22 protein-coding genes are annotated in these 24,739 nt (G+C 49.8%); 10 read left to right on the top strand and 12 right to left on the bottom strand.

The window, feature by feature from the left end:
• The first annotated feature begins 383 nt into the window (after positions 1–383).
• Positions 384–1,451 (top strand): porin, encoded by a 1,068-nt coding sequence (locus KDM87_RS11590; RefSeq protein ID WP_212679203.1) that lies wholly within the window; start codon positions 384–386, stop codon positions 1,449–1,451.
• Positions 1,452–1,668: 217 nt separating this feature from the next.
• Here the strand turns inward: KDM87_RS11590 and ruvB are convergent, their stop codons facing one another.
• From ruvB to tyrS, 9 genes are all read right to left on the bottom strand, one after another.
• Positions 1,669–2,712, bottom strand: coding sequence for a Holliday junction branch migration DNA helicase RuvB (gene ruvB / locus KDM87_RS11585; protein WP_212679202.1), 1,044 nt, complete (start codon positions 2,710–2,712; stop codon positions 1,669–1,671).
• 9 nt (positions 2,713–2,721) lie between these two features.
• Positions 2,722–3,303 carry a Holliday junction branch migration protein RuvA gene (gene ruvA, locus KDM87_RS11580; protein WP_212679201.1) on the bottom strand — a complete coding sequence of 194 codons (582 nt, stop codon included), beginning with the start codon at positions 3,301–3,303 and terminating at the stop codon, positions 2,722–2,724.
• Positions 3,304–3,541: 238 nt separating this feature from the next.
• Positions 3,542–4,084, bottom strand: a complete 543-nt coding sequence (gene ruvC / locus KDM87_RS11575; RefSeq protein ID WP_212679200.1) for a crossover junction endodeoxyribonuclease RuvC — start codon at positions 4,082–4,084, stop codon at positions 3,542–3,544.
• Positions 4,085–4,119: 35 nt separating this feature from the next.
• Positions 4,120–5,685 (bottom strand): bifunctional phosphoribosylaminoimidazolecarboxamide formyltransferase/IMP cyclohydrolase, encoded by a 1,566-nt coding sequence (gene purH, locus KDM87_RS11570; RefSeq protein ID WP_212679199.1) that lies wholly within the window; start codon positions 5,683–5,685, stop codon positions 4,120–4,122.
• A gap of 51 nt (positions 5,686–5,736) precedes the next feature.
• Positions 5,737–5,970, bottom strand: coding sequence for a helix-turn-helix domain-containing protein (locus KDM87_RS11565; RefSeq protein ID WP_186882779.1), 234 nt, complete (start codon positions 5,968–5,970; stop codon positions 5,737–5,739).
• Between the two features lie 97 nt (positions 5,971–6,067).
• Positions 6,068–7,078 carry a tRNA dihydrouridine synthase DusB gene (dusB, locus tag KDM87_RS11560; protein WP_212679198.1) on the bottom strand — a complete coding sequence of 337 codons (1,011 nt, stop codon included), beginning with the start codon at positions 7,076–7,078 and terminating at the stop codon, positions 6,068–6,070.
• Between the two features lie 274 nt (positions 7,079–7,352).
• The gene (locus tag KDM87_RS11555; RefSeq protein ID WP_212679197.1) at positions 7,353–8,012 is read right to left on the bottom strand and encodes a histidine phosphatase family protein; all 660 of its coding nucleotides are present in this window, start codon (positions 8,010–8,012) and stop codon (positions 7,353–7,355) included.
• Positions 8,013–8,061: 49 nt separating this feature from the next.
• Entirely contained in the window at positions 8,062–8,511 is a 450-nt protein-coding gene (gene dtd / locus KDM87_RS11550; RefSeq protein ID WP_212679196.1) for a D-aminoacyl-tRNA deacylase, read from the bottom strand.
• On the bottom strand, positions 8,508–9,776 hold the full coding sequence (gene tyrS / locus KDM87_RS11545) for a tyrosine--tRNA ligase (protein ID WP_212679195.1): 1,269 nt from the start codon (positions 9,774–9,776) through the stop codon (positions 8,508–8,510). The genes dtd and tyrS overlap by 4 nt, the downstream gene beginning before the upstream one ends.
• Before the next feature lie 238 nt (positions 9,777–10,014).
• Between tyrS and KDM87_RS11540 the strand changes: the two genes are divergently transcribed.
• The 5 genes from KDM87_RS11540 (at position 10,015) to KDM87_RS11520 (ending at position 16,746) form a co-directional block, all read left to right on the top strand.
• A complete protein-coding gene (locus tag KDM87_RS11540; protein WP_212679194.1) occupies positions 10,015–11,385 on the top strand; it encodes a M23 family metallopeptidase in 1,371 nt (456 codons plus the stop codon).
• Between the two features lie 62 nt (positions 11,386–11,447).
• A complete protein-coding gene (locus KDM87_RS11535) occupies positions 11,448–12,569 on the top strand; it encodes an anhydro-N-acetylmuramic acid kinase (protein WP_212679193.1) in 1,122 nt (373 codons plus the stop codon).
• A 53-nt stretch (positions 12,570–12,622) separates the two neighbouring features.
• Positions 12,623–13,273 (top strand): DsbA family protein, encoded by a 651-nt coding sequence (locus tag KDM87_RS11530; RefSeq protein WP_212679192.1) that lies wholly within the window; start codon positions 12,623–12,625, stop codon positions 13,271–13,273.
• On the top strand, positions 13,270–14,190 hold the full coding sequence (locus KDM87_RS11525) for an aldo/keto reductase (protein ID WP_212679191.1): 921 nt from the start codon (positions 13,270–13,272) through the stop codon (positions 14,188–14,190). The genes KDM87_RS11530 and KDM87_RS11525 overlap by 4 nt, the downstream gene beginning before the upstream one ends.
• A gap of 207 nt (positions 14,191–14,397) precedes the next feature.
• Positions 14,398–16,746, top strand: a complete 2,349-nt coding sequence (locus tag KDM87_RS11520) for a putative bifunctional diguanylate cyclase/phosphodiesterase (RefSeq protein WP_329604925.1) — start codon at positions 14,398–14,400, stop codon at positions 16,744–16,746.
• On the opposite strand, the gene KDM87_RS11515 is transcribed toward KDM87_RS11520, so the two are convergent.
• Entirely contained in the window at positions 16,743–17,627 is an 885-nt protein-coding gene (locus tag KDM87_RS11515; protein ID WP_212679189.1) for a LysR substrate-binding domain-containing protein, read from the bottom strand. The two genes, KDM87_RS11520 and KDM87_RS11515, sit on opposite strands and share 4 nt — an antisense overlap.
• 302 nt (positions 17,628–17,929) lie before the next feature.
• Here KDM87_RS11515 and KDM87_RS11510 point away from each other — a divergent pair, with 302 nt between their 5' ends.
• On the top strand, positions 17,930–18,481 hold the full coding sequence (locus KDM87_RS11510) for a cob(I)yrinic acid a,c-diamide adenosyltransferase (protein WP_190478937.1): 552 nt from the start codon (positions 17,930–17,932) through the stop codon (positions 18,479–18,481).
• A gap of 25 nt (positions 18,482–18,506) precedes the next feature.
• On the opposite strand, the gene KDM87_RS11505 is transcribed toward KDM87_RS11510, so the two are convergent.
• A complete protein-coding gene (locus tag KDM87_RS11505) occupies positions 18,507–19,022 on the bottom strand; it encodes a DciA family protein (RefSeq protein ID WP_230407715.1) in 516 nt (171 codons plus the stop codon).
• Positions 19,023–19,092: 70 nt separating this feature from the next.
• Between KDM87_RS11505 and KDM87_RS11500 the strand changes: the two genes are divergently transcribed.
• Together KDM87_RS11500 and secA are read left to right on the top strand one after the other, a co-directional pair.
• Entirely contained in the window at positions 19,093–20,049 is a 957-nt protein-coding gene (locus tag KDM87_RS11500) for a M23 family metallopeptidase (RefSeq protein ID WP_186897085.1), read from the top strand.
• A gap of 170 nt (positions 20,050–20,219) precedes the next feature.
• Positions 20,220–22,979: a preprotein translocase subunit SecA gene (gene secA, locus KDM87_RS11495; protein ID WP_212679188.1), complete on the top strand. Its 2,760-nt coding sequence runs from the start codon at positions 20,220–20,222 to the stop codon at positions 22,977–22,979.
• A gap of 19 nt (positions 22,980–22,998) precedes the next feature.
• On the opposite strand, the gene KDM87_RS11490 is transcribed toward secA, so the two are convergent.
• Positions 22,999–23,337, bottom strand: coding sequence for a hypothetical protein (locus tag KDM87_RS11490; RefSeq protein ID WP_212679187.1), 339 nt, complete (start codon positions 23,335–23,337; stop codon positions 22,999–23,001).
• Between the two features lie 107 nt (positions 23,338–23,444).
• Between KDM87_RS11490 and KDM87_RS11485 the strand changes: the two genes are divergently transcribed.
• Entirely contained in the window at positions 23,445–24,653 is a 1,209-nt protein-coding gene (locus KDM87_RS11485) for an acyl-CoA dehydrogenase family protein (RefSeq protein WP_212679186.1), read from the top strand.
• The last annotated feature ends 86 nt before the right edge of the window (positions 24,654–24,739 follow it).

Here is a 24,739-nt window from a genome sequence, read left to right as displayed (position 1 = left end):
CGCTGGCTTTTTTTTCTTTGAACAACGAAAATTATTAATGATGATGCGTTGATATCCTTGTAATTTTTAATGCTTTTTCGTTATTTTAATTTTAAAAAAAACACATTCAGACACGCTGAATTTGCTTTTCCTAACGTTCTTATTGTCCGGAGTAATATAGATTTTCGGTTAAGGTCTGTTGTGGAATTGAGACATCAATTTCGCTTATTTACCCTCGAACGTCGATTTAACTTGGCTGTTCTTCTTCAAATTTGGTCAAATACGACTGTTGATATTAGCAGCTCATATATTTTGACGTTTCATTTTTAGTATCACTTGTCAGCAAGTTGAAATGAATGATCGAAACTCAACGTAATTGTCTTAAACCCTTTGGAGAAATAAAAATGAAAAAATCACTTATCGCATTGTCAGTATTGGCAGCAGTGGCAGGTACCGCGCAGGCGCAGTCTTCCGTTACCGTTTATGGCGTACTGGATATGGCCATTCAAAACGAAAATAATGGTCAATATTCTAAAGGTAAAGGTTCCATTACATCGTTGGATAGTGGTGTTCAATCCGGTTCCCGCCTGGGCTTCAAAGGTAGCGAAGATCTGGGTAACGGCTTGAAAGCAAATTTCAAACTGGAAATGGGTGTTCAAGCTGATACAGGTGCGTCTGCTCAAGGTGGTACTGCATTCGGTCGTGCAGCATGGGTTGGCTTGTCGGGTGATTTCGGTGCGATTCAACTTGGTCGTCAAAACAAACCAATGTTTGATGCTGTAGATTCTATCGATCCGTTCGGTACTGGCATTATCGGTGGTAGCGCAACAGACAGCACAAGCGCAACAGGTTTAGGTAATTTGTTCTTCGCAACAAATCCACGCTCTAACAATACAGCAAACTATACAACTAATAACCTGAGCGGCTTTACAGGTTCTTTGGCTTACACATTCGGTGAACAAGCTGGTGATATCGGTAAAGGCCGCGGTATCGGTGTTTCTGGTTCTTATGCAGCGGGCCCATTGCTGGCGACAGTTGCGTACCATACTGAAGATGGCGTTGATCGTACAAAAGCAGCAAATGCAAATCTCCCAACTAACGCGATCAAACATATCTTTGCTGGTGCAACTTATGATTTCACCGTTGTAAAAGCAGCGTTGGCGTATGGTAAAGTAAAATCAGATGACAATTCTGTTGCTTACAAATTGTGGAATCTGGGAGCAACATTCCCAGTCAGTGCTGCAGGTAATATTATCGCTGGTGTAACACGTGTTTCTAGTGATGTAGTCAGTACTGATCGTAACAGCACACAACTGGCTCTGGGTTATACACATTCTTTGTCTAAACGTACAAACGTTTACACTTCATTCTCTCGTATTGCAAATGATTCAAAAGTAAATGCAAGTAATTTGGCAGATGGTTTTGGTCGTACAGAGCGTATGTTTAACGTTGGTATCCGTCACGCGTTCTAATTGTCGGCAAGCGTGAGCTTGCTGTCGTAGAAAATAAAAAAGCACCTTTGGGTGCTTTTTTATTTTGTGTATGGAATTGGTGCAATCGACAATTCGTTTGACTCACTTTTGATGAACGAAAGAGGCCGATTGTTTGCTTATCGTGATTGCTGGGTTCCTGCACCTTAGTATCTGAACTGATTTTGTATTTAAACCGGAAGCAATAGATCTCCGGTTATCACTCATTCCCAGGCGGTACAAGATTAAAATGCTCGTACGCCAGAGTGGTGGCAATTCTTCCGCGAGGAGTGCGTTGCAGATAGCCTTGTTGTATCAGATAAGGTTCCAGCACATCTTCAATGGTGTCGCGCTCTTCACCGATGGCTGCTGCCACATTGTCGAGCCCGACGGGGCCGCCGCCGAATTTAAACAGTATGGCTTCCAGTAGTTTTCTGTCCATCAGATCGAAGCCAACGGTATCCACATCCAGCATTTTGAGGGCGGCATCGGCAATATCTTTGGTGATCTCGCCATTGCCTTTCACTTCTGCATAGTCACGTACCCGCCGCAGTAAGCGATTGGCGATACGCGGTGTGCCTCGCGCACGATTAGCGATTTCTCGTGCGCCAGCTTCGTGTATTGGCGCATTCAGCAGGGATGCCGAACGTGTGACAATACGCGTCAGTTGTTCTGGTGTATAAAACTCCAGGCGGGCGACGATACCGAAGCGATCACGCAAGGGATTGGTCAGCATACCTGCCCGCGTTGTGGCTCCGACCAGCGTGAACGGTTGCAGATCCAGTTTAACCGATCGTGCAGCCGGGCCTTCACCGATCATGATGTCGATCTGATAGTCTTCCAATGCAGGATATAAAATCTCTTCAACGACGGGAGACAAACGATGAATCTCATCGATGAACAAAACATCGTTCGCTTCCAGATTCGTCAGCAGTGCAGCCAGATCCCCCGCCCGCTCCAGAACTGGTCCCGAAGTCTGGCGCAGATTCACCCCCATCTCTCTGGCGATAATGTGTGCCAGCGTGGTTTTTCCCAAGCCAGGAGGCCCGAACAGCAGGGTGTGATCCAGTGCCTCACCGCGTTGGCGCGCAGCGGTGATAAAAATTTCCAGCTGGTCACGGATTTTTTCCTGACCTACATATTCGTCGAGTTGCTTTGGTCGTAACGCGCGTTCAATCGCTTCTTCATTCACGGATACCGGCGTTGCCGCAATGATGCGTTGTTCGCTGAAATTGATCGAGAGATTATCTGTCTGTATGCTCATGATGTAATTTTAGCCTTTAGACAGTGATTTCAGGGCGAGCTTGATGCCTTCAGAGACACCCGTGTCTTTTGGTACGGACTTCATCGCCAGCATGGCTTCTTTATCGGAATAACCCAGTGCTAACAAGGCATTCAGAATGTCGGCACTATGATCTCCGGCAGCGGCTGCCATGTTGGAGGTAAATAAATCGGCTCCAAGTTTTCCTTTGAGTTCCAGTAACAGACGCTCGGCAGTTTTTTTGCCTATGCCAGGAATGCGGGTTAAGCGACCGACTTCCTGCATTGTAATCGCTTGCGACAGATCTGCCACGGACATTCCTGAAAGGATAGACAATGCCGTACGTGCACCGACACCGCTGATTTTTACTAGTTGACGGAAGGTTGCACGCTCTTCTGCGGACCCAAAACCAAACAGTACATGCGCATCTTCGCGTATCGCCAGATGGGTCAGCAAAACCACTTTTTCACCTAAAGGCGGCAGGTTATAAAACGTGCTCATAGGCACATCGACTTCGTAGCCTACGCCCTGACAATCGATCAGTAACTGCGGGGGATTTTTCTCTAACAGAGTGCCTGCGATGCGACCTATCATGAGACTGCTTTCATACTGTATGAATAAGCAGTGATAGTAAACGATTCTCTCCGGCTTGACGAGAGTGCACCAGCGAAATTCCACGACTCAAGGCTGGTGTTGCTTTCCTGAGTCGCGTTGAAAGATAAAAATATAAGTCGAGCAGATGTGCCGCAGTATTTGTAAGGGTTTTGAGGCAAAAAGACTCGCTATGCCGCATCAATATTGAGGGGGCTATGCTTAGTTTCAGATGTTGTGCTCAGCCTATCAGCCTGCCAGCTTTTACACGCAAACCTTTTTTCGCCAGTTCGGGCGCAATGGCGCTCAAGGTTGCCAACGCCTCACCGCTATGGGCGTGGCAAATCGCAACGCCGAGCGCATCTGCCGCATCCGCACTTGGTGTGCCGGATAACATTAACAGCCGTTGCACCATATCCTGCACTTGCTCCTTGCGGGCACGTCCCTGACCGACAACCCCTTGCTTGACCTGCAGGGCAGTATATTCAGCAACCGTCAGATCGGCGGCAACCAAAGCGCAGATGGCGGCACCACGTGCCTGTCCCAGCAATAAGGTGGATTGTGGATTGACGTTGACGAAGACTTTTTCTATCGCTGCACAATCAGGTTGATAAGTGCGGACAATTTCGGCAACACCGGAAAGGATGGTTTTCAGCCGCTCGGGTAAAGAACCCTCGACTGTTTTGATGGTGCCAGAAGCGATGTAAGTAAGCTTCTGTCCCTGCTTATGAATAACCCCGAATCCAGTAGTCCGCAATCCGGGGTCGATACCTAAAATCTTCATGAGTGCCTTGCCCCGCAAAAGAGCAAGGCGAATGATTAATGACGGAAGTGACGTGTGCCAGTATAGACCATCACTACACCGCGTTCATCTGCTGCATCAATAACTTCCTGGTCGCGCATAGAGCCACCCGGATGAATCACGCAAGTCGCACCAGCATCCACCACCACATCCAGACCGTCACGGAACGGGAAGAATGCGTCGGATGCAACCGCGGAACCCGCCAGCGATAATCCGGCATTTTGTGCTTTGATCGAGGCGATACGCGCAGAATCAATACGGCTCATCTGACCTGCACCGACACCCAGCGTCATGCCGTTGCCGCAGAACACAATCGCATTCGATTTAACGTATTTTGCGACACGCCATGCAAACATCATGTCTGCCATTTGTTGTGGTGTTGGCTGCAGTTTTGAGACAACGCGCAATTCTTCCTGTAAAACGTTTTTCGCATCCGGTGCCTGTACCAGCAAGCCACCACCGACACGTTTAACGTCGTATTGATTGACTTCGTTGCCCAAGGCAATTTCCAGCAAACGTACGTTTTGTTTCGCGGCAAAAATCGCTTTGGCTTCTGCGGTGAAAGATGGTGCGATCAGCACTTCAACGAATTGTTTAGCGACGATTTCTGCTGCTTTGCCATCGAGTTCACGGTTGAAGGCAATGATGCCGCCGAAGGCGGATGTCGGATCGGTTTGCAATGCTTTGCTGTACGCTTCAAATGGTGTCGGTGCTACCGCCACACCGCAAGGATTGGCATGCTTAACGATGACGCAAGCGGATTCTTTGAATGATTTAACGCATTCCCAAGCAGCGTCGGAATCAGCGATATTGTTGTAAGACAGTTCCTTGCCTTGCAATTGTTTGTAGTTGGCGAGCGCACCATCCACTGTTTTCAAATCGCGATAGAAAGCTGCTGACTGATGCGGATTTTCGCCGTAACGCATTTCCTGCACTTTGTCGAAATGCAGATTCAGTGTCTGTGGATAAGCGCTGCGTGTCGTGTGCGCCTTATCTTCACCGAGGCTGGTCAGATAGTTAGTGATCGCACCGTCATATTGTGCGGTATGTGCAAATACTTTTTTTGCCAGTGTGAACTTAGTGTCATAGCTGACCACATTCGCATTGGCTTTCATTTCAGCCAGCACGACGGCGTAATCGCTAGGGTCAACGATGACGGTCACGTCTTTATGATTTTTAGCTGATGAACGCAGCATCGTTGGACCACCGATATCGATGTTCTCAATTGCATCTTCGAGCGAACATTCTGCTTTGGCGACCGTTTGCTGGAACGGATACAGATTCACAACGACCATGTCTATCGTCGGAATGCCATGCTGTTCAAGCGCTGCCACATGCTCAGGAAAATCGCGGCGTGCCAGAATGCCACCGTGCACTTTCGGGTGCAGTGTTTTCACACGACCGTCGAGCATTTCAGGAAAACCTGTGTAGTCTGCCACTTCGGTCACAGCGAGGCCATTATCGGCTAATAATTTAGCAGTGCCGCCAGTGGAGAGCAACTTGACACCGAGTGCAGACAATTCACGTGCAAATTCGAGCACGCCGGTCTTGTCGGAGACGGAGATAAGAGCTTGTTTGATCATGATGAAGATAAGTGAGTAAGGAAATCGGTGTCAGGCGCTGGCGGCAAATAATTAAAGCAAACCGTGCTGCTGCAATTTCTTGCGCAGGGTATTGCGGTTAATGCCGAGCATGTCTGCTGCTTGTGACTGGTTGCTGGAGGCGCGTATCATCACCATTTCCAGCATAGGTTTTTCTACTGCCAACACAACCATGTCGTAAATATTGGAGGCGGGTTGTTCGCCGAGATCGCGGAAATATTTTTCCAGATTTTTATGGACGGCGTCCTGAATGCTATCTTTGCTCATGCTGTTTTTGTCACTGTTCGGTTATGCCGGTCGGCGCTTTCATTTCAATGTTGAAGGCGCTGATGTTATGCGGTCGGATTACAAATATCGGTTTGTTTTACGCCGCCATTTTTTCTTCAAAGGGGCGGTATTGTAACCGTTCCCCCGCCATGCGATCAAAAAATTGACTGACGGCATCAAGTTGTTCTTCGCAGGACGTCAGTAAATTCATTTGCTGCCGGAATTCCTCGCCGTTGACGAGGTCTTGCACATACCAGCCTATGTGTTTGCGCGCAGTTCTGACACCAAGATACTCACCATAAAACTCATAATGGGCTTTCAGGTGGTTGTCCATCAGGTGCCTGACTTCGCTGATCAATGGCGGTGGTAAGTGTTCGCCAGTGGCGAGGAAATGTTCGATTTCGCGAAAGATCCATGGTCGCCCTTGCGCTGCACGCCCGATCATGATGGCATCTGCTCCGGTGACTTCTAACACGTATTTCGCTTTTTCCGGCGTGGTGATATCGCCATTGGCAACTACCGGAATAGTCACTGCCGCTTTGACGGCGGCAATGGTGTCGTATTCGGCATCGCCTTTGTAGCCGTCAGTCCGTGTGCGACCATGCAAGGTCAGCATTTGTATACCTGCTGATTCCGCCATACGCGCAATCGTCAGCGCATTTTTATTTGCTCTGTCCCAGCCGGTACGGAATTTCAGCGTGACAGGCACATCAACCGCACCGACCACGGCATCAAGAATGTCGCCGACCAGAGATTCGTGTTGCAGCAGCGCTGAGCCACACCACGCATTGCACACCTTTTTGACCGGGCAGCCCATGTTGATGTCGATGATCTGCGCGCCCTTATCCACATTATGTTTTGCGCAATCCGCAAGCATTTGTGGATCTGCGCCCGCGATCTGTACTGCCTTGGGCTCCATCTCCCCGGCATGGTTAGTGCGTCGGGTCGATTTTTCGGTTTCCCACAATTTCGGATTCGATGCTGCCATTTCCGAAACGGCATAACCTGCACCGAGTTCTTTGCATAACTGACGAAAAGGTCTGTCGGTGACCCCAGCCATAGGAGCCACAAAAATATTGTTACGCAAGACGTAGGAACCAATTTGCACGATGAGGTGGGAGGGAATTTGAAGAAGCGCTATTTTACCTGAAACCTGCCTAAATAATTAGCAAATACGCTGCTATCTGAAGGAATATTTATTTCAATCAGGTCGCTATTTTGATAGCTTTAGACTTGCTTTTCTAAATTTCGACCGCCAGTCAGTACTGGCTGGCCGCCATGTTTTGTTTGGCTGGAAATTGCGCAGCATGTGTGGGTTGGTTGTAGTGCTGATGTGACGTTTGCATCAGCACTCTCTGTGGATATGAGCGATATGAACAGCCTCAGGATGCTTTATCGTTTTGATTAATTTCATCCATAGCGTCAGTGTCGAGATGGGCAATGTCTCCCCACTGGATCAGTTGCAAAGCATGGTCTTTGTATTCAAAGCGGTTAATGCTTGCGTTGTAAATCGTGACCTCACGCGGAGCACTCAGCGGTAATCCTTTGGCAGCACGATACGCGCATTCGAGTACACCACCGTGGGCGACCAGGGCAATTTTTTTTCCTTCGAATTGTTTTGCGTAGTGCTCAATGTGCGCGACGATACGTTGATGAAACTGACGTGTCGTCTCCCCTTTATTTTCCCCCGGCGGAAACTCTGCATCAGGATCATGCGATTTCCAGGCCGCATAGGCTTCCGGAAAAACGTGCGGAATCTCGCTGTACAGTTGTCCTTCAAAGCCGCCATAACAACGTTCGCGTAAGCCAGCATCGATGCGGGTGCTGATGCCTTGCAAGCGCGCGATTTCGCCAGCAGTCTGCACTGCCCTTTGTAAATCACTGGAGATGATCGCATCCAGCTTTTCATTCTGCAGTGACCATGCCAGTGCTTTCGCCTGCTGCGTTCCTTGTGCATTCAATGAAATATCAAGGTGTCCCTGCAAGCGTTTAATGGCATTCCAGGCCGTTTCGCCGTGGCGAATAAGGAGAATTTCAGTCATCAGATTTGTAGATAGTTACAGGCATGTGGATGCCACGACAGAGACATCGTTACGCCGACTTTTTTGTTTCCAGCCAAAATGTGACCGGGCCATCATTGGTCAGTGACACTTTCATGTCGGCGCCAAAACGGCCAGTTTCGACTGTGCTGTGTTTGTGTTGTGCTTGCCGGACAAAATAGTCGAACAATTGGCGCGCGACATCCGGCGGAGCTGCTGGCGTGAACGAAGGGCGGGTGCCCGCGTTGGTATTGGCCGCCAGCGTGAATTGCGGTACCAGCAATAAGCCACCCTGCGTATCAGTGATGCTGAGGTTCATTTTTCCTGCATCATCACTGAACACGCGGTAGCTCAGCAGCTTATTGAGTAAGGCGTCTGCTTCAGTTTCAGTGTCGCCGCGTTCTGCACAGACCAGTACCATTAAGCCTGCGCCGATCGTGCCGGTGGTTTCACCATCGACGACGACACTGGCATGGCTGACGCGTTGCAATAGTGCGATCATGCTGACAAAGTTACGCGGGCAAATTTACGTTTGCCGACTTGCAATACAAATATCCCGGCTTCCACTTTCAAGCCTTTGTCACTGAGAACGGTGCCGTCAATACGCACGCCACCTTGTTCGACCATACGCAGGGCTTCCGAGGTCGATGCGCACAAGTTCGCCTGTTTCAATAACTGCGCGATACCGACTGGCGCACCGCTCAGGCTGACTTCCGGCACGTCGTCCGGTATGCCACCTTTCGAGCGGTTAACGAAATCGGACAGCGCATCTTCGCCAGCTTGTTTATTATGGAAGCGGGCGACGATTTCCTGTGCCAGGGCAACCTTGATATCGCGTGGATTCTGGCCGTCAGCCACGGCTTTTTTATGAGCCGCAATTTGCTCAATAGAGCAGAACGAAAGCAGGTCGTAATACTTCCACATCATCTCGTCGGAAATACTCATGATCTTGGCGAACATGTTATTTGCGGGTTCTGTGATGGCGATATAGTTATTTTTCGATTTCGACATTTTTTCAACGCCGTCCAGACCTTCCAGCAGCGGCATGGTCAGAATACATTGTTGCTCTTGTCCGTAATCTTTTTGCAGTTCGCGGCCGACCAGTAAATTGAATTTCTGATCTGTGCCACCAAGTTCGAGGTCGGCATGTAATGCGACGGAATCATAGCCTTGCATCAGCGGATACAGAAACTCGTGCACCGAAATCGGCGTACCTGCTTTGAAACGTTTGGTGAAGTCATCGCGCTCCATCATGCGGGCCACGGTATATTTGGATGACAACTGAATCATCCCGCGTGCACCCAACGGATCGCACCATTCTGAGTTGTAACGGATTTCAGTTTTTGCCGGATTCAGTACCAGACTCGCTTGTTTGAAGTAAGTTTTAGCGTTTTCTTCGATCTGTTCACGCGTCAGCGGTGGGCGGGTGATATTACGTCCGGAAGGGTCGCCGATCATCGACGTGAAGTCGCCAATCAGAAAGATAACCTGATGGCCTAAATCTTGCAGTTGTCGTAACTTGTTCAGAACAACGGTATGCCCAAGGTGCAAATCTGGTGCAGTCGGATCCAGCCCCAGTTTGATACGTAAAGGTTTGCCAGTCTGTTCACTGCGGGCGAGTTTTTGCGCAAATTCGCTTTCGATGAGCAATTCGTCAACACCGCGTTTGGTGACAGCGAGAGCGTGTTGCACTGCATCGGAGAGTGGTAAGGCTTTGGCTGGCGTAATCAGGCTGGAACTGGAGTTGGAATTTTGTGCAGAAGTCATATGTATTTAAACGAGATTTTTTGTAACATCGCTGGTCAGGGTTCTCATTCTGAATCAATAATCAGCGTTTTGCCAGATTCTGGGCGTCAGTTTAATTTTGCTGGGATCAAGTTTTCTTGCTTTATAATCCAGCCTTGGTTTGTCGCCGATCATATTCTTCGAGCATGTTTTGCTTAGAATATGATTGCTGCAGCGACCCCCGAATTTTCGATAAAAACAGTCAATTTTAACTTATTGCATGCGACCATCAGATAAATTACTTCGTGTGGCTACCGGCAGCTCCAGACTGTTGTTAGGTTCCACCCGCGTTTCCCGTATTGTTTCCGTCACTGCTTTATTCTTTGCCGTCTGCGCTGTAGGTGCGACGGCCGTTGCACCTCTGGCACCGGATGCGGCAGATTTGCCGGTTAAAAAAATTACCAAAGAATTACCTTTGCCCAGCCTCGATGAACAAGTTGCGGCATTGGCCAATGCTGATCAGCAGTATGTTCGTGAAGAGATCGTCCGTCGTGGCGACACGCTGAGTGGCTTATTGCTGCGACTGGGCGTGGATGACGCCGACGCGAATACTTTCATTAAAACTGACAATGTGGCGCGCAGCTTATTACAGTTGCGTACCGACAAGTCCGTCCGCGTCAAAACCAATGAAGACGGCGAGTTGGAATGGTTGCAGACGACAGTGGTGGACGGTACAGATAAGCCTGCCCGGAATATCGAAGTCAAACGCGATGCTTCCGGACATTTCGTCGCAACCGACGCGCCTGCTGCACTGGAACGTCGCGTTGAAATGACTTCCGGCAATATCGTTTCCTCGCTGTTTGCCGCGACGGATGAGGCGAACATTGCTGATAATGTGGCGTCGCAGATTGTCAGCATGTTTGAAACCAATATTGATTTTCGTAAGTTGCAACGCGGAGATCAGTTTAACGTGGTTTATGAAAGTTTCTGGCAAAACGGCCAACTGGTGAAAACCGGCCGGGTACTTGCAGGTGAATTCACCAACGCCGGAAAAACTTACCAATCGGTATGGTTTGATGAAGCCGGCGGTCAGGGGGGGTATTACACTTTCGACGGTAAGTCTCTCAAAAAATCTTTCCTCAAATCGCCATTGGAATTTACCCGTATCTCTTCGGGATTCTCGATGCGCGTACACCCGATTTCAGGCCAGTGGAAAGCGCATAAAGGTGTCGATTTTGCCGCTGTAACAGGAACACCGATTCGTGCGACCGCTGATGGCATTGTGGATTCTGTCGGGCCAAGCAATGGTTACGGTAATCTGGTGGTGGTGAAACATCATTCCAATTACAGTACGGCTTATGCGCACATGAGCCGTTTCGCGGCGGGGATACATAAAGGCAGCCGCGTTAGTCAGGGCGAAGTCATTGGTTACGTCGGCTCAACTGGCTGGGCAACCGGCCCCCATCTGCATTATGAGTTCCGTGTGAATAATGAAGCACGCGATCCTATGGGCATCAGTTTGCCAGAGGCTCCGCCATTGGCTGGAAACGATATGCCGCGCTTCAAAGCAGTTGCTTCTGAAATGCACCACCGCTTCAATTTGCTGCGTCCTGAACGTTTAGCGGAAACGATGAAGCTGGCATCCCGTTAAAGCGATAAGCTTAATACAGGCCGAACATTACGTTCGGCCTTTTTCATTTTAGTGATGTGAATATGCAGAATACTTCTTTGTATATTGGTTTGATGTCTGGCACCAGCCTTGATGGTGTGGATGGGGTGCTCGTGCGCTTGCCTGAAACACCGGGAACGCCGGTAGAGTTACTTGCCAGTGCTTACCTTCCGTTTTCAACACAGATACGACAGCAGGCAATGATGTTGCAGGGTACTAGCAATGATGAGCTGCATCAGGAGGCAATGCTGGCTAATGCGCTGGCACAAGCTTATGCCAAGTGCATCCAACTTTTATCTGAGCAATATCCTCTGCAGGATGTCCGGGCAATCGGTGTGCATGGGCAAACGATACGGCATCGGCCTGAGCTGGGCTATACCCGCCAGACGAATAATCCTTCCTTGCTGGCCGAATTAACTGGCATTGATGTGATTGCTGATTTTCGCAGCCGCGATATTGCTGCAGGCGGACAAGGCGCCCCCTTGGTGCCGGCATTTCATCGCGCCGTATTTGCCGCCGACAATGAATGCAGAGTCGTCGCCAATATCGGCGGCATCAGCAACATCAGTATTCTTGGCGCGGATGGCAGCACGACTGGCTTTGATACCGGGCCGGGTAATGTGCTGATGGACTATTGGATACATCAGCATCAAGGGAAAAACTATGATGCCGATGGTGCGTGGGCATCGCAAGGGACTGTGAATTCAGCCTTACTTGAGAAACTCATGGCCGAGCCTTATTTGCATTTGACTCCGCCCAAGAGCACCGGACGTGATCTGTTTCATCCCGCCTGGTTGCAGCGGCAATTGCAGGGATTTGAAACTGTGGCTGCGGTCGATGTTCAGACAACATTGTGTGCCTATACCGCGATGAGTCTGGCACACGCGATTTGCAGGCATGGCGGGCAGCAGGTAAAAGCCGTCTATGTCTGCGGCGGCGGTGCATACAATCGCCGACTGATGCTGATGTTGCAGACGTTTTTATTTGAGGCCGGATCATCCGCACTGGTGTGCAGCACGGATGCGCTCGGTGTCGCACCGGAGCAAGTAGAAGCGATGGCGTTCGCCTGGCTGGCACAACAATTCTGTCTGCGTCGCCCTGGCAATCTGCCGGCAGTCACCGGTGCCAAAGGACCGCGTATTCTTGGTGCGCTGTATCCCGCATAAATTGCATATACTCCGGCCTGTTTAATTTTTCTTGCTACGAAAAGAAATATCGTATGACTCAACTGATTTACGTTGCTGACCCTATGTGTTCCTGGTGCTATGGCTTTGGCCCTGAGCTGCAAGCCTTGCTGGAACTGATGCCGGAGGCGAGTCTGGATATTATCGTTGGTGGTTTGCGCGCCTATAACCAGGAAATCATGGGCGAGGAGCAACGACAAACCATACGCGGCCACTGGACGCATGTCGCCGAAGCCACTGGTCTGCCGTTTGCTGCGACAGGAATGACGCAAGAGGGTTTTAAATACGACACCGAGCCAGCATGTCGCGCAGTCGTGGCAAGCAAAATGCTGGCGGATCACCTTGCGTCAGTCCAGTTGTTATCGGTCTTTCGCGCGATTCAACATGCGTTTTATGCGGAAGGCAAAGACGTGACCGATTTGCATATTCTGTCGGATATTGCGGTGCATGCGCTGAATGAGATCGACGGTGCAGAGAGTTTTGATGCGTCCAGTTTTTATGAAACACTGGTCTCGCCGATGTGCATGGCGGACACGCGACAGGAATTTGAGCAATGCCAGCGCTGGGGAATACGTGGTTTCCCTGCATTGCTCTTGGTTCACGACAATGCCTTGCACATGATTGCATCCGGCTTCACCAAAACGGCAGCATTAGTTGCCGCAATTCAGGATATACAAAAAAAATGAATGCGCCATTGATTTCCCCACGTATTCAGATTGCGCCCGGTGGTCCGGAATTTTCCCGTATCGTTCTTGGTCTGTGGCGACTGGCGAGTTGGCAAAAAACACCGCAAGAACGGGTCAGTTTTTTGCGAGAGGCGCTGGAACTCGGTATTACGACCATAGATCAGGCAGATATTTACGGCGATTACCAGAGTGAACGTATGCTCGGTGAGGCGTTGCATATAGCGCCTGAATTAAAAAAAGAATTTCAGTTTGTGAGTAAGTGCGGTATTAAACTGGTGTCGCAGCATCGTCCTGAACATCATATTCAGCACTACGATACCAGTCGCCAGCACATCATTGCTTCTGCTGAAAATTCTTTGCGGGCAATGCAGATTGATCGTCTGGATCTGCTCTTGATCCACCGGCCTGATCCTTTGATGGATGCCGATGAAATGGCTGAAGCATTTCAGCATTTACAGCACAGTGGCAAGGTCGCACATTTCGGGGTGTCAAATTTTACGCCGTCGCAATTTGATTTACTGGCATCACGTTTTCCATTGGTCACAAATCAGGTCGAACTTTCACTGCTGCATCTGCCGCCTTTGCATGACGGTACGCTGGATTTATGCCAGCGGTTGCGCATCGCGCCAATGATCTGGTCGGCATTGGGCGGCGGTGATTTATTCTCCGGAGCCGCTGCGGATGCGGATGTACAGCGTGTCCGTGTGGCTTTGCAACAAGTGGCTGCGGAACTTCAAGCGCCGTTGGCAACGGTTGCGATTGCCTGGGTTTTACAGCATCCTTCAACGCCGATGGTATTGACCGGGTCGGGGCGTATATCGGCATTGCGCGAAGCGGTGTTTGCATGCACACAGCGATTAACCCGCGAGCAATGGTTTACGCTTTGGTGTGCTGCCGCAGGTAAAAACGTCGACTAGGCTTAGGGATGCCCAAGCTTTTTAGTTGCGTAACGGGCGTTGGTGCTGTCCAAGAAATTGTTGTTCGACAGAAAAATATATTTTTTTCACAATTTTTCTCGTTGGTATAAGATTATCTGAAGCAGGTCATTTGCAATCTGAGATGACTGATGATGGCCTAGCATGAGCCTGACAAGCTCCCGCCTGATTGAAAAAAGGACAGATCCTGTGGCTGTTTTTCAATTCTTCCTTGATAAGTACCGAGCGTCGCAAGATTCAGCTCCCGATACTCACGAGTGGCGTTTCCAAATCCTGTCTGTGATCTTGTTGTGTGTGCTGATATTGGGAATTGTGACGGCGATTCCCAGTATTATGCTGGCAGTAAATGAAGGTCTTTGGTCCATCGTTGTTATTGACTTCCTCGCGCTCTGCTGGGTTGGTGCGACACTATTTTTACCAAAGTTAAGTTTTCGTCGCAGAGTCTGGAGTTTCCTGATACTCGTTTACGTATTGGGGATCTGGTTTTTGTTAAAAGTGGGTGTGACAGGCTTAATTTATTTAATGGCCTTTCCGGTCATGACTTCATTTTTCTGTTCTCTGCGTGAGGCGATCTTTTCTTTGCTCCTGTCTTCTCTGACATTATTGTTAGGCGGCTATTGGGGAAGCGTCGAAATTCAGTTGTTGAGTTTTCATACCGATACGTTTCTGCGCTGGCTCGTCGTTACACTTAATTTTTCGTTTATCTGTGCAGTGTTGACCATCTCCTGCAATGTTTTGCTGAGTCGCCTGGAAATATCATTGCGGCAGCAGCAGATGAGCAGCCAGACTTTGGTGCAGGAACAGTCTGCTTTGAAAAAAGTGAACGAAAAATTACGTCTGATATTTGCTGCGGTATCTCATCTGAACGAAGTCGTTATGATTATCCGCGTGTTACCAGAAAGTTTGAGTGAGGAGCGACTCCGGATCGTTTTCGTGAATGATGCTTTTGAACGTATGACCGGCTATACCCTGGAAGATGTTGTCGGACGTATTCCTCATTTGATGACTGGAAAGCGAACTCAGGCAGAGCAATTGGCAGAGATTCAGTCGGCGTGGTCTCAGATGCGTGCCTTTCACGTCGAATTGATTTGTTATAAGCGGGATGGTAGCGAATTCTGGGTGGAAGTGGATGGGATGCCCTTAACAAACGATGCTGACAATCTTACTCACTGGGTCATGACAGCACGCGACATCAATGAAAAGAAAGAGGCTGAAGAACATATACACCGGTTAGCATATTTCGATGTGTTGACCGGATTGCCAAATCGCCGTTTATTGTTGGACAGAATAGGTGTTTTGCTCGCCCATGCCAGACGCACAGGTCTGATCAGTGCAGTGTTATTTATTGATCTTGATAAGTTTAAATATATCAATGATGCGCGCGGACATGCTGTTGGCGATGCTTTGCTGAAACAAGTCGCTCATCGATTGGTGCACTCCTTGCGTGAAGTCGATACTGTGTCCCGCATTGGTGGCGATGAGTTCGTTGTTTTATTGGTGGATATTTCTGACGATCTCGTTAACGGTACCCATGCAGCGTTGACGGTTACTGAGAAGATTCAACAAACCATGATGCAGATTTTTGATATCGATGGTCTGTTATATAACTCCAGTTGCAGTATTGGGGTGACCCTGTTGCCACGCGAAAATCAAACTGCTGACGATCTTTTGCGCGAAGCCGATACTGCGATGTACAGAGCAAAATCGCGCGGAAGAAATCAAATTGCATTTTATGAAAAATGGATGCAAAACGAGATTGAACAAAGACTCACGATGGAGAGGGAGTTAGGCGAGGCCTTGGATTCTCAACAGTTGTCTTTGCATATACAGGCGCAGGTGAACCGACTTGGAACGCCCGTCGGCGGTGAATTGTTAATGCGCTGGACACACCCGGTACATGGCCCCATTTCACCAGCGGTGTTTATTCCTGTTGCCGAAGATTCCGGATTGATTTTGCGTTTAGGTGACTGGTTATTGCGCGAAGCCTGTCTATCTTTGAATCGGTTGAAAGACGTCGGAATGCCGATCGCATTGTCCGTTAATGTCAGCCCCAAGCAGTTCAGGCAGCCGGACTTTGTCGAGAAAGTAAAAAGCATTCTGCGAGAAACTGGTGCCGATCCGACAAGGCTGATTTTTGAAGTGACGGAAGGGCTGCTGATTGACAACTTACAGGAAACGGTAGGGCGGATTCTGGAATTCAATACACTGGGAATCCGGTTTTCTATTGATGATTTTGGTACCGGCTATTCAAGTTTTTCGTATCTTAAAAAACTGCCTTTGTATGAACTGAAAATTGATAAAAGCTTCGTTCAGGATACGCCGGAAGATTTACATGGAACCGCGATCGTCCGTTCTATTTTATCGATAGCCGCGCATCTTGGTTTAAAAGTCGTTGCCGAAGGTGTAGAGACCAGACAGCAGGCAGATTTTCTGATCGCGAATGGTTGCGGTTCTATGCAGGGTTTCTTGTTTTCTTACCCCATGCCTTTGGATCAATGGATAGCGTTGCAGCGCCAGGTCGGCGCTGCAAGTGCTTAATCCTTAAAGACTGACTGCATCCATTCAATGAATAATGCTACTTCGGGTCGCAGGCTTGGTTGGGCTTCGTGTACCAAATGATAGGCGTGCGGCGGTGTTGCCAGTTGCGTGTCAAATAAACGTATGACTTCTCCGTTATCGATCATTTCCTGCGCAAAGTGCTGACGTGTTAAACCTACTCCATGACCATGTTTGATCGCTTCAAGTAACAAGCCCAGATCGTCAACGCGTAATCCATGCGTTGGTTCTGCCCAGTCTAATCCCGCCACTTCAAACCACGGCTGCCATGGCTCCAGTGCTGAGCGCAGCAGGCATGCATGGCGCAAATCGGTCGGTGTGCTGATCTTCGGAATCGTCTTCAGATAGGCTGGGCTGGCAACAGCAAAGCTGGGTTCGATAAACAGTTTTTTAGTGACGAGATTAGGATATTCTCCCGCACCGAATCTGACCTCAACATCACTTTCCGACAGGCTGAGATCGTATAAGGGAACAAACAGATAGACTTCCACTTCGATGTCCGGATGCTTGCTGGTGAATTCTGCCAGACGTGGCATGAACATGTAGCGGGCAAACGTTGGCGGCACAGTGACTTTGACACGCATCTGATTTTGCGTTGCTTTGTTGGGCAAGGGAAAATCAGACAAAGTGCGCAATACATTTCGCACGACATCAAGATAGCGACGACCGAATTCAGTCAGTGTGACGCTGCGACCTTCTCTGACAAAAACACGTTCGCACAAATGTTCTTCGAGTAAGCGTATGCGGTGGGAAAGCGCGGAAGGGGTAATACACAGCTCTTCTGCTGCAACGGCAAATGATCCAAAGCGGGCGGCCGCTTCGAAAGCGGAAAGAGCGTGAACCGGAGGTAATCTTGTAGCCATTCTGTATCCTGATGATTCTTCATTCCATGCGCGCAGTGGCGCACATGCATGTAGTGTGTCTCGTTTATTGGCATAGCGAAGGCGGCACGAATGGTCGCCAGTCCGCCATTATGACGCGCATTTCTGACAGCAGCCTTATAAGCCTCTCAGTATTGCAGTTATTAAGTACACCCGGATCCGGCCTACGATAACGCTGGTTTTTTATTTTATGCTGGTAAGCAGCATATTGATGCTGTCTATTATGATGCGTTCCCGGCATTTTTGGCTTATGCTCTGCGACTTCAGTCCGAATTATATGAGCTATGGGTAACCGACTTTCAAAAATTGCGACACGTACCGGCGATGCCGGCACCACAGGTCTGGGTGATGGCAGTCGTGTCGATAAAGACGCCTTGCGCGTGCACGCAATGGGCGATGTGGATGAACTGAATTCACATATCGGTGTCTTGTTGTGTGAAAACTTATCGCCGCAGTTGCGGCATGAGCTGATCTCTATTCAGCATGATTTATTTGATATGGGCGGAGAGTTGTGTATTCCGGGCTATAGCTTGATTACAGAAACGCAGGTCGCTCGGCTGGATGCATTGTTGGAAAAATATAACGCTGATTTACCGCCGTTGCGGGATTTTATTCTGCCCGGAGGAAACCGGCCTGCAGCGCTGGCACATGTGTGCCGCACCGTTTGCCGGCGCGCTGAACGAGCGATTGTGAGCGTCGGGAAGAATGAAGCTATCAATGATCATCCGCGTCAGTATATGAATCGTTTGTCCGATTTATTATTTGTTTTATCGCGGGTTTTGAACCGGGTTGATGGCGGTAGCGATGTTCTATGGGAAAAAGAACGCGAGCGTTGATTGCTGATGCAGTGTGCGCACAGCGTTATTTTTTTGTCTGTTGATGGCGTTCTAACAGACGCGATAATGCTGCCAGCAGATCCGTGTTCTGCGATGTGTTTTCCAGATTTTGTTCCAGGGTGCTGAATGCCTGCAAGGCTTTGCCTGAAAGCGCCAGTTGTTTCACAGGCGCGGCTTTTTCTACCACCCGCCTGACTTGTACTTTGATGCGGACTGCGTTAATCTGCCAGCCCCGTTCTTGCAGACTGGCCAGCAATTTCGGGCATTGTTGTTTCAGTTTGGTTGCTAATGCCGCGTTCGGCGCGGATAGTGTCAGCAAACCATCTGCCAGTTGCATGACTTCACAAGTATCAAATATCGGTGGCAAAATTGCCGCGCAATCTTTTTGCAGTGATAAATGACGTTGTATCGTAGGTAACAGCGGCGAAATCTTATCGTTGATACGCAAAAAATCGCCAGCGCCTGTGGCACCCATAACCGGGCGTCCGCGCTTGATATTGATTCGATACGGAGGTCGTGATGGTGTGAATGGTGTTGACATGGACAGCACATTACCACAAACCGTGCGGCGTTACAGCCGCATTCCACAGAGTTTTTAAGGGGTAGTATTGATGCAAATTATATTAATGCACTCCCGCTTTACCCAAGCGAAATCGGTGACCTTGTCATCACATCATGTCGTGCTGGCGATACTGGGTTTTATGCTCATCACGATTATTTGCGGTGCGCTGATGGCGGCACTTACATTCCGCTTGGCGAGTGCTGATTTACCTTTCTTACGAAATATTTTGCCAGCCAGCGCTGCGTTGCCAAACGATCCGAATGCGAAAGACCGCTATGTCAAAGAAAACCTGGCGGCAATGGCAGTCAAGCTGGGCGAAATGCAGGCGCAGCTGATACGGCTCGATGCGCTGGGCGAGCGTGTGCAAGGTCTGGCCGGTGTCAAGCCTGAGGAATTTAATTTCAAGGAATTGCCAGCACGCGGCGGCCCTGAAATTTCCAGCGCACCTTCGCATGAACTGAATATGGAAGAGTTTCAGGCGGCGCTGGACGCGTTAGAAAAAGATGTTGAGCATCGCTCCGACTATATGAATGTCGTCGAAACAAAGCTGATGGGTTTCAAGATACAGTCAAAAATGTTGCCGACGATACAGCCAGTGAATGTGGCGTATAACGCCTCTGGTTTTGGCTGGCGCCTTGATCCGTTCACCGGGCGCAGCGCGTTTCACGAGGGCATCGATTTTTCTGCGCCGACCGGAACGCCGATTCAGGCTGCTGCCGGTGGTGTGGTGATTGCTGCTGAGTATCATCCGCAATTTGGCAATATGTTGGAAATTGATCACGGTGGCGAGCTGATTACCCGTTACGCCCATACTTCGAAAATTTACGTCAAGCTCGGCGATATCGTTAAGCGCGGACAGCATATTGCTGATATCGGCTCAACTGGTCGCTCAACCGGCGCGCATCTGCATTTCGAGGTGCGGGTCAAGGATGTGCCACAAAATCCGCATAAATTTCTGTCCGCCGGAGCCAATCAGGCCAGTCTTTCCGCTTTGAATCAAAAATAGACTTGAGTTTGTCCAATTAGCCACCAACTCGTACCAATGCGTCAAGGTTTAGGCAGTGATTTGCTGGTCAAGCCGTTCCCGCGTGGTAAAATCGTGAGTTATCCCATATTGTTGCTTTGCAGGCAATTTTTGCTGCGGCTTTTTTCAGAATTTAACTTTTCGTTCATAGCATGTCATTCCTGACCAAGATATTCGGCAGCCGCAATCAGCGGCTTTTGAAGCAATACCAAAAGACGGTGCGTGAGATCAACGCATTGGAACCTCAGCTGGAAACTCTGTCGGACGAGGCTTTACAAGCCAAGACTGCTGAATTTAAAGCCCGCGTCGCGAAAGGTGAAACCTTAGATAGTTTGCTGGTAGAAGCATTTGCGGTGTGCCGCGAAGCCAGTAAGCGCGTCCTGAAAATGCGCCACTTTGATGTGCAGATGATAGGCGGTATGGTTCTGCACTACGGCAAAATTGCAGAGATGGGTACCGGTGAAGGTAAAACCCTGATGGGCACGCTGCCGATTTATCTGAATGCTTTGTCCGGTAAGGGCGTGCATGTGGTGACGGTGAATGATTACCTCGCGCAGCGCGATGCCGAATGGATGGGGCAACTCTACGGCTGGCTGGGTCTGACGACCGGTATCAATCTGTCGCAACTCGATCACGATGCCAAGCAGGGCGCGTACGCCTCCGACATCACTTACGGTACGAACAATGAATTCGGTTTCGATTACCTGCGCGACAACATGGTGTTTGAAGCGAAAGAGCGCGTACAACGCGGTCTGAATTTCGCCGTTGTCGATGAGGTCGATTCGATCCTGATCGATGAAGCGCGCACACCGTTGATTATTTCCGGTCAGGCCGAAAATCACACCGAACTGTATTACAAAATTAATGAAGTGCCGAAACTGCTGACCTTGCAGATAGGCGAAGAAACGCCGGATGGCAAAGGCCAGATCGAAGTTCCGGGCGACTACACCAAAGATGAAAAAGCGCATCAGGTTTTGCTGACCGAAGCGGGTCACGACAAAGCTGAAAAAATTCTGACCCAGATGGGTTTGTTGCCAGAAGGCGCATCGCTGTATGACGCGGCACATATCAGCCTGATCCATCATTTGTACGCAGCCTTGCGCGCGCACGCCTTGTATTTCAAAGATCAGCACTATGTGGTGCTGGATGATGAAATCGTCATCGTTGATGAATTCACTGGCCGTATGATGACGGGTCGTCGCTGGTCTGATGGCTTGCATCAGGCGGTTGAAGCGAAAGAGGGCGTGAAGATTCAGAACGAGAATCAGACGCTGGCTTCGATCACGTTCCAGAATTACTTCCGTATGTACACCAAGCTGTCAGGTATGACAGGTACGGCGGATACCGAAGCGTATGAATTCCAGGAAATCTACGGTCTGGAAACAGTGGTAATTCCGCCGAATCGTCCTTCGCAGCGTAAAGACCGCCAGGATCAGGTTTATAAATCCGCCGATGAGAAATACGGCGCAATGCTGAAAGACATACAGGATTGCTACGAACGTGGTCAGCCTGTGCTGGTCGGTACGACATCGATTGAAAATTCCGAATTGTTATCCGGCATTCTGACCAAAGCCAAATTGCCGCACAACGTGCTGAACGCGAAACAGCATGCACGTGAAGCGGAAATCGTAGCGCAGGCAGGTCGCCCGAAAGCGATTACGATCGCCACGAATATGGCGGGTCGCGGCACCGATATCGTGCTCGGCGGTAACGTCGCCAAGCAGGTGCAACTGATCGAGGCGAATCCGGCATTGTCTGATGCTGAAAAGCAGGCGCAGTCGCAACAATTGCGCGATGAATGGAAATCACTCAACGAGCAGGTAGTCAATGCCGGTGGTTTGCATATCGTCGGTACCGAGCGTCATGAATCACGCCGTGTAGATAATCAGTTGCGCGGTCGTTCCGGTCGTCAGGGTGACCCTGGCTCCAGCCGTTTCTATCTGTCGCTGGACGATCAGTTGCTGCGTATTTTTGCCGGTGACCGTGTACGCGCGATCATGGAACGCCTGAAAATGCCGGAAGGCGAGCCTATCGAAGCGGGCATCGTTTCGCGTTCAATCGAATCTGCGCAGCGTAAAGTGGAAGCGCGCAATTTTGACGTGCGTAAACAATTGCTGGAATACGATGACGTTGCCAACGATCAGCGTAAAGTGATTTACCAGCAGCGTAATGAATTGCTCGAAGCGCACGACATGACAGAACTGATGTCGTCGTTGCGTCACGGTATGTTTGCCGATGTGGTGCACACCTATGTGCCACCGGGTTCAGTCGAAGAGCAATGGGATATTCCAGGTTTGGAAGCAGCGCTGTCTTCTGAGTGGGCAATCGATCTGCCGCTGGCCAGCATGGTGGAAAAAGAGCCGAATCTGACGGGCGAAGATATTCTTGAACGCGTTCAGCAAGCGGTGAACGCAAGCTATGAAGAAAAAATCGCGAGTGTAGGTAAAGAATCTTTTGCCGGCTTCGAGCGCAGCGTCATGTTGCAAAGCATAGACAGCCACTGGCGTGAACATCTGGCCGCACTTGATCATCTGCGTCAGGGTATCCATCTGCGCGGTTACGCACAGAAAAATCCTAAGCAGGAATATAAGCGCGAAGCATTTGAATTATTCTCGCAAATGCTGGATCTGATCAAAAATGACGTGGTTCGCACTGTGGTGACTGTCCGTATTCAGTCACGTGAAGAGATCGAAGCGGCGGAAGAACAAATGGCGCAATCGCAAGTCGGCAACGTGCATTACCAGCATGCTGACTTTGATGAAAATGCGTCGCCAGAAGAAATGCTGGCACCGACGGCGTCTACTAACGACGGGCAACAGGAAATTACTTACGCGCTGAAGGTTGGCCGGAATGATCCTTGCCCTTGCGGCAGCGGTAAAAAATACAAGCAATGCCACGGCAAGCTGGCGTGATGCAAGCCTGACTGTAGTGTCATGCATTGAAAAAGGGATGAAGAAATTCATCCCTTTTTTTATGGATATTTTTTTGCGCAATCAGTATCGTGCAGTTTGTCGCTGCAATGGCTGCGTATGTCTTGGTCATCAATATTGCGGCATCCGTGCTTGGGCTGACAGTGGTGATAATCTTGTCTGCAACGGTTTTGTTGCTCAATAAGGCCTTAAAAATACTCCCCCCTAGTATCTTAAACACCCCAATGTTTATGCTGAGATAAAGCCGATTTTTATAAAAACAGGGGGGAGTATGCGTTTTAGCCGCTTCTTTTATGCGAAATCGGGCACTTGCGTACAGACGATCGCCTGACTTTGCCACGCAGGATTGCCGCCATGCAGCATCGGAAGACAGTGCCAGCTAGCGCCGGTTTACTGCATACTGCAGGTTCTGCTTTCTAATTTTTGTTCACTAATCCGGGCCTTGTGATGAATCTGAATCTGAGTGTTGCCGATGGCATGTTTCGTGACGAAGTACAGGCGTTTTTAGCGCGCGCCTTACCCGCAGATATCTGCGATAAGGTGTTGAATGGCTGGAAGCTGGAGCGCGATGATTATGTGCGCTGGCAAAAGATTTTATTCGCGCAAGGCTGGGGTGGCAGTTCCTGGCCGCAGCAGTTTGGTGGCACTGGCTGGACTGCAGTGCAAAAATATCTGTTTGAAGAAACCTGCGCCGCCGCTGGTGCCCCACGCCTGCCACCCTTCGGCATCAAGATGGTGGCACCGGTGCTGATGGCGTTTGGCTCACCGCAGCAGCAACAACGCTATCTGCCCAAAATTTTGTCGGCGGATGAGTGGTGGTGTCAGGGCTATTCCGAGCCGGGTGCGGGCTCCGATCTGGCGGCAGTGAAAACCAGTGCCGTCAGAATGCGCGACGCTGACGGCGAATATTATCTGGTCAACGGACAGAAAACCTGGACCACACTGGCGCAATATGCCGACTGGATTTTTTGTCTGGTGCGCACCGATAAAGAGGTGAAGCCGCAGCGCGGCATTTCTTTTCTGCTGATCGATATGAAGTCGCCGGGCATCACGGTGCGCCCGATTATCACAATGGATGGCGCGCATGAAATTAACGAAGTCTGGTTTGATCAGGTTCGGGTGCCGGTAGAAAATCTGGTTGGTCAGGAAAATCAGGGCTGGACTTATGCCAAGTTTTTACTGGGCCATGAACGCACGAATATCGCCGGCATAGGCATCGCCAAACGTGAGCTGGGTCGCCTGAAAAAGCTGGCGTTGAGCGTATCCAAAAATGGCCAGCCTTTGCTTGCAGACCCGCAGTTTGCGCAGCGCGTGGCGCAGGTGGAAATTGATCTGATGGCACTGGAAATTACCAATCTGCGCGTGCTGTCAGCAGAAGCCAGTCAGCGTGCGCCGGGGCCGGAAGCATCCATACTGAAAATCAAGGGCACCGAAATTCAGCAAGCGATCAGCGAATTATTGGTGCAGGTACTGGGGCCGCAGGCGCAGCCATTCCAGCCGGAAACCGCGGTGTATGGATATGACAGCGATGCGGCGAACGATGGCGATGCGCGTTCGCTGGGATCCAATTATTTCAACCTGCGTAAGTTATCGATTTATGGCGGTTCTAACGAGATACAAAAAAATATCATTGCCCAGATGATGATGGGACTGTAATGTCCCGCGCCGGATGAGGCGGGTGCTGCGGGCATCCGCTTCTGTTATCCACTTCTGTTATCCGTTTTTATCATCCGCTTTTGTCA

This window comes from Cognatundibacterium rivi (assembly GCF_018139565.1).
Lineage (GTDB): Bacteria > Pseudomonadota > Gammaproteobacteria > Burkholderiales > Burkholderiaceae_D > Undibacterium > Undibacterium rivi.
This window is presented reverse-complemented; position numbering and strand designations above follow the sequence as displayed.

Coding starts and splice junctions, on each gene's coding strand:
- dtd (WP_212679196.1), bottom strand. CDS start 8,511: ATGATCGCACTATTGCAACGCGTCAGCCATGCCAGTGTCGTCGTCGAT.
- purH (WP_212679199.1), bottom strand. CDS start 5,685: ATGATCAAACAAGCTCTTATCTCCGTCTCCGACAAGACCGGCGTGCTC.
- KDM87_RS11525 (WP_212679191.1), top strand. CDS start 13,270: ATGAATGCGCCATTGATTTCCCCACGTATTCAGATTGCGCCCGGTGGT.
- KDM87_RS11485 (WP_212679186.1), top strand. CDS start 23,445: ATGAATCTGAATCTGAGTGTTGCCGATGGCATGTTTCGTGACGAAGTA.
- KDM87_RS11505 (WP_230407715.1), bottom strand. CDS start 19,022: ATGTCAACACCATTCACACCATCACGACCTCCGTATCGAATCAATATC.
- tyrS (WP_212679195.1), bottom strand. CDS start 9,776: ATGACTTCTGCACAAAATTCCAACTCCAGTTCCAGCCTGATTACGCCA.
- secA (WP_212679188.1), top strand. CDS start 20,220: ATGTCATTCCTGACCAAGATATTCGGCAGCCGCAATCAGCGGCTTTTG.
- ruvB (WP_212679202.1), bottom strand. CDS start 2,712: ATGAGCATACAGACAGATAATCTCTCGATCAATTTCAGCGAACAACGC.
- KDM87_RS11590 (WP_212679203.1), top strand. CDS start 384: ATGAAAAAATCACTTATCGCATTGTCAGTATTGGCAGCAGTGGCAGGT.
- KDM87_RS11535 (WP_212679193.1), top strand. CDS start 11,448: ATGCAGAATACTTCTTTGTATATTGGTTTGATGTCTGGCACCAGCCTT.
- KDM87_RS11530 (WP_212679192.1), top strand. CDS start 12,623: ATGACTCAACTGATTTACGTTGCTGACCCTATGTGTTCCTGGTGCTAT.
- KDM87_RS11510 (WP_190478937.1), top strand. CDS start 17,930: ATGGGTAACCGACTTTCAAAAATTGCGACACGTACCGGCGATGCCGGC.
- KDM87_RS11565 (WP_186882779.1), bottom strand. CDS start 5,970: ATGAGCAAAGATAGCATTCAGGACGCCGTCCATAAAAATCTGGAAAAA.
- KDM87_RS11540 (WP_212679194.1), top strand. CDS start 10,015: ATGCGACCATCAGATAAATTACTTCGTGTGGCTACCGGCAGCTCCAGA.
- KDM87_RS11555 (WP_212679197.1), bottom strand. CDS start 8,012: ATGACTGAAATTCTCCTTATTCGCCACGGCGAAACGGCCTGGAATGCC.
- KDM87_RS11500 (WP_186897085.1), top strand. CDS start 19,093: ATGCAAATTATATTAATGCACTCCCGCTTTACCCAAGCGAAATCGGTG.
- ruvA (WP_212679201.1), bottom strand. CDS start 3,303: ATGATAGGTCGCATCGCAGGCACTCTGTTAGAGAAAAATCCCCCGCAG.
- ruvC (WP_212679200.1), bottom strand. CDS start 4,084: ATGAAGATTTTAGGTATCGACCCCGGATTGCGGACTACTGGATTCGGG.
- KDM87_RS11515 (WP_212679189.1), bottom strand. CDS start 17,627: ATGGCTACAAGATTACCTCCGGTTCACGCTCTTTCCGCTTTCGAAGCG.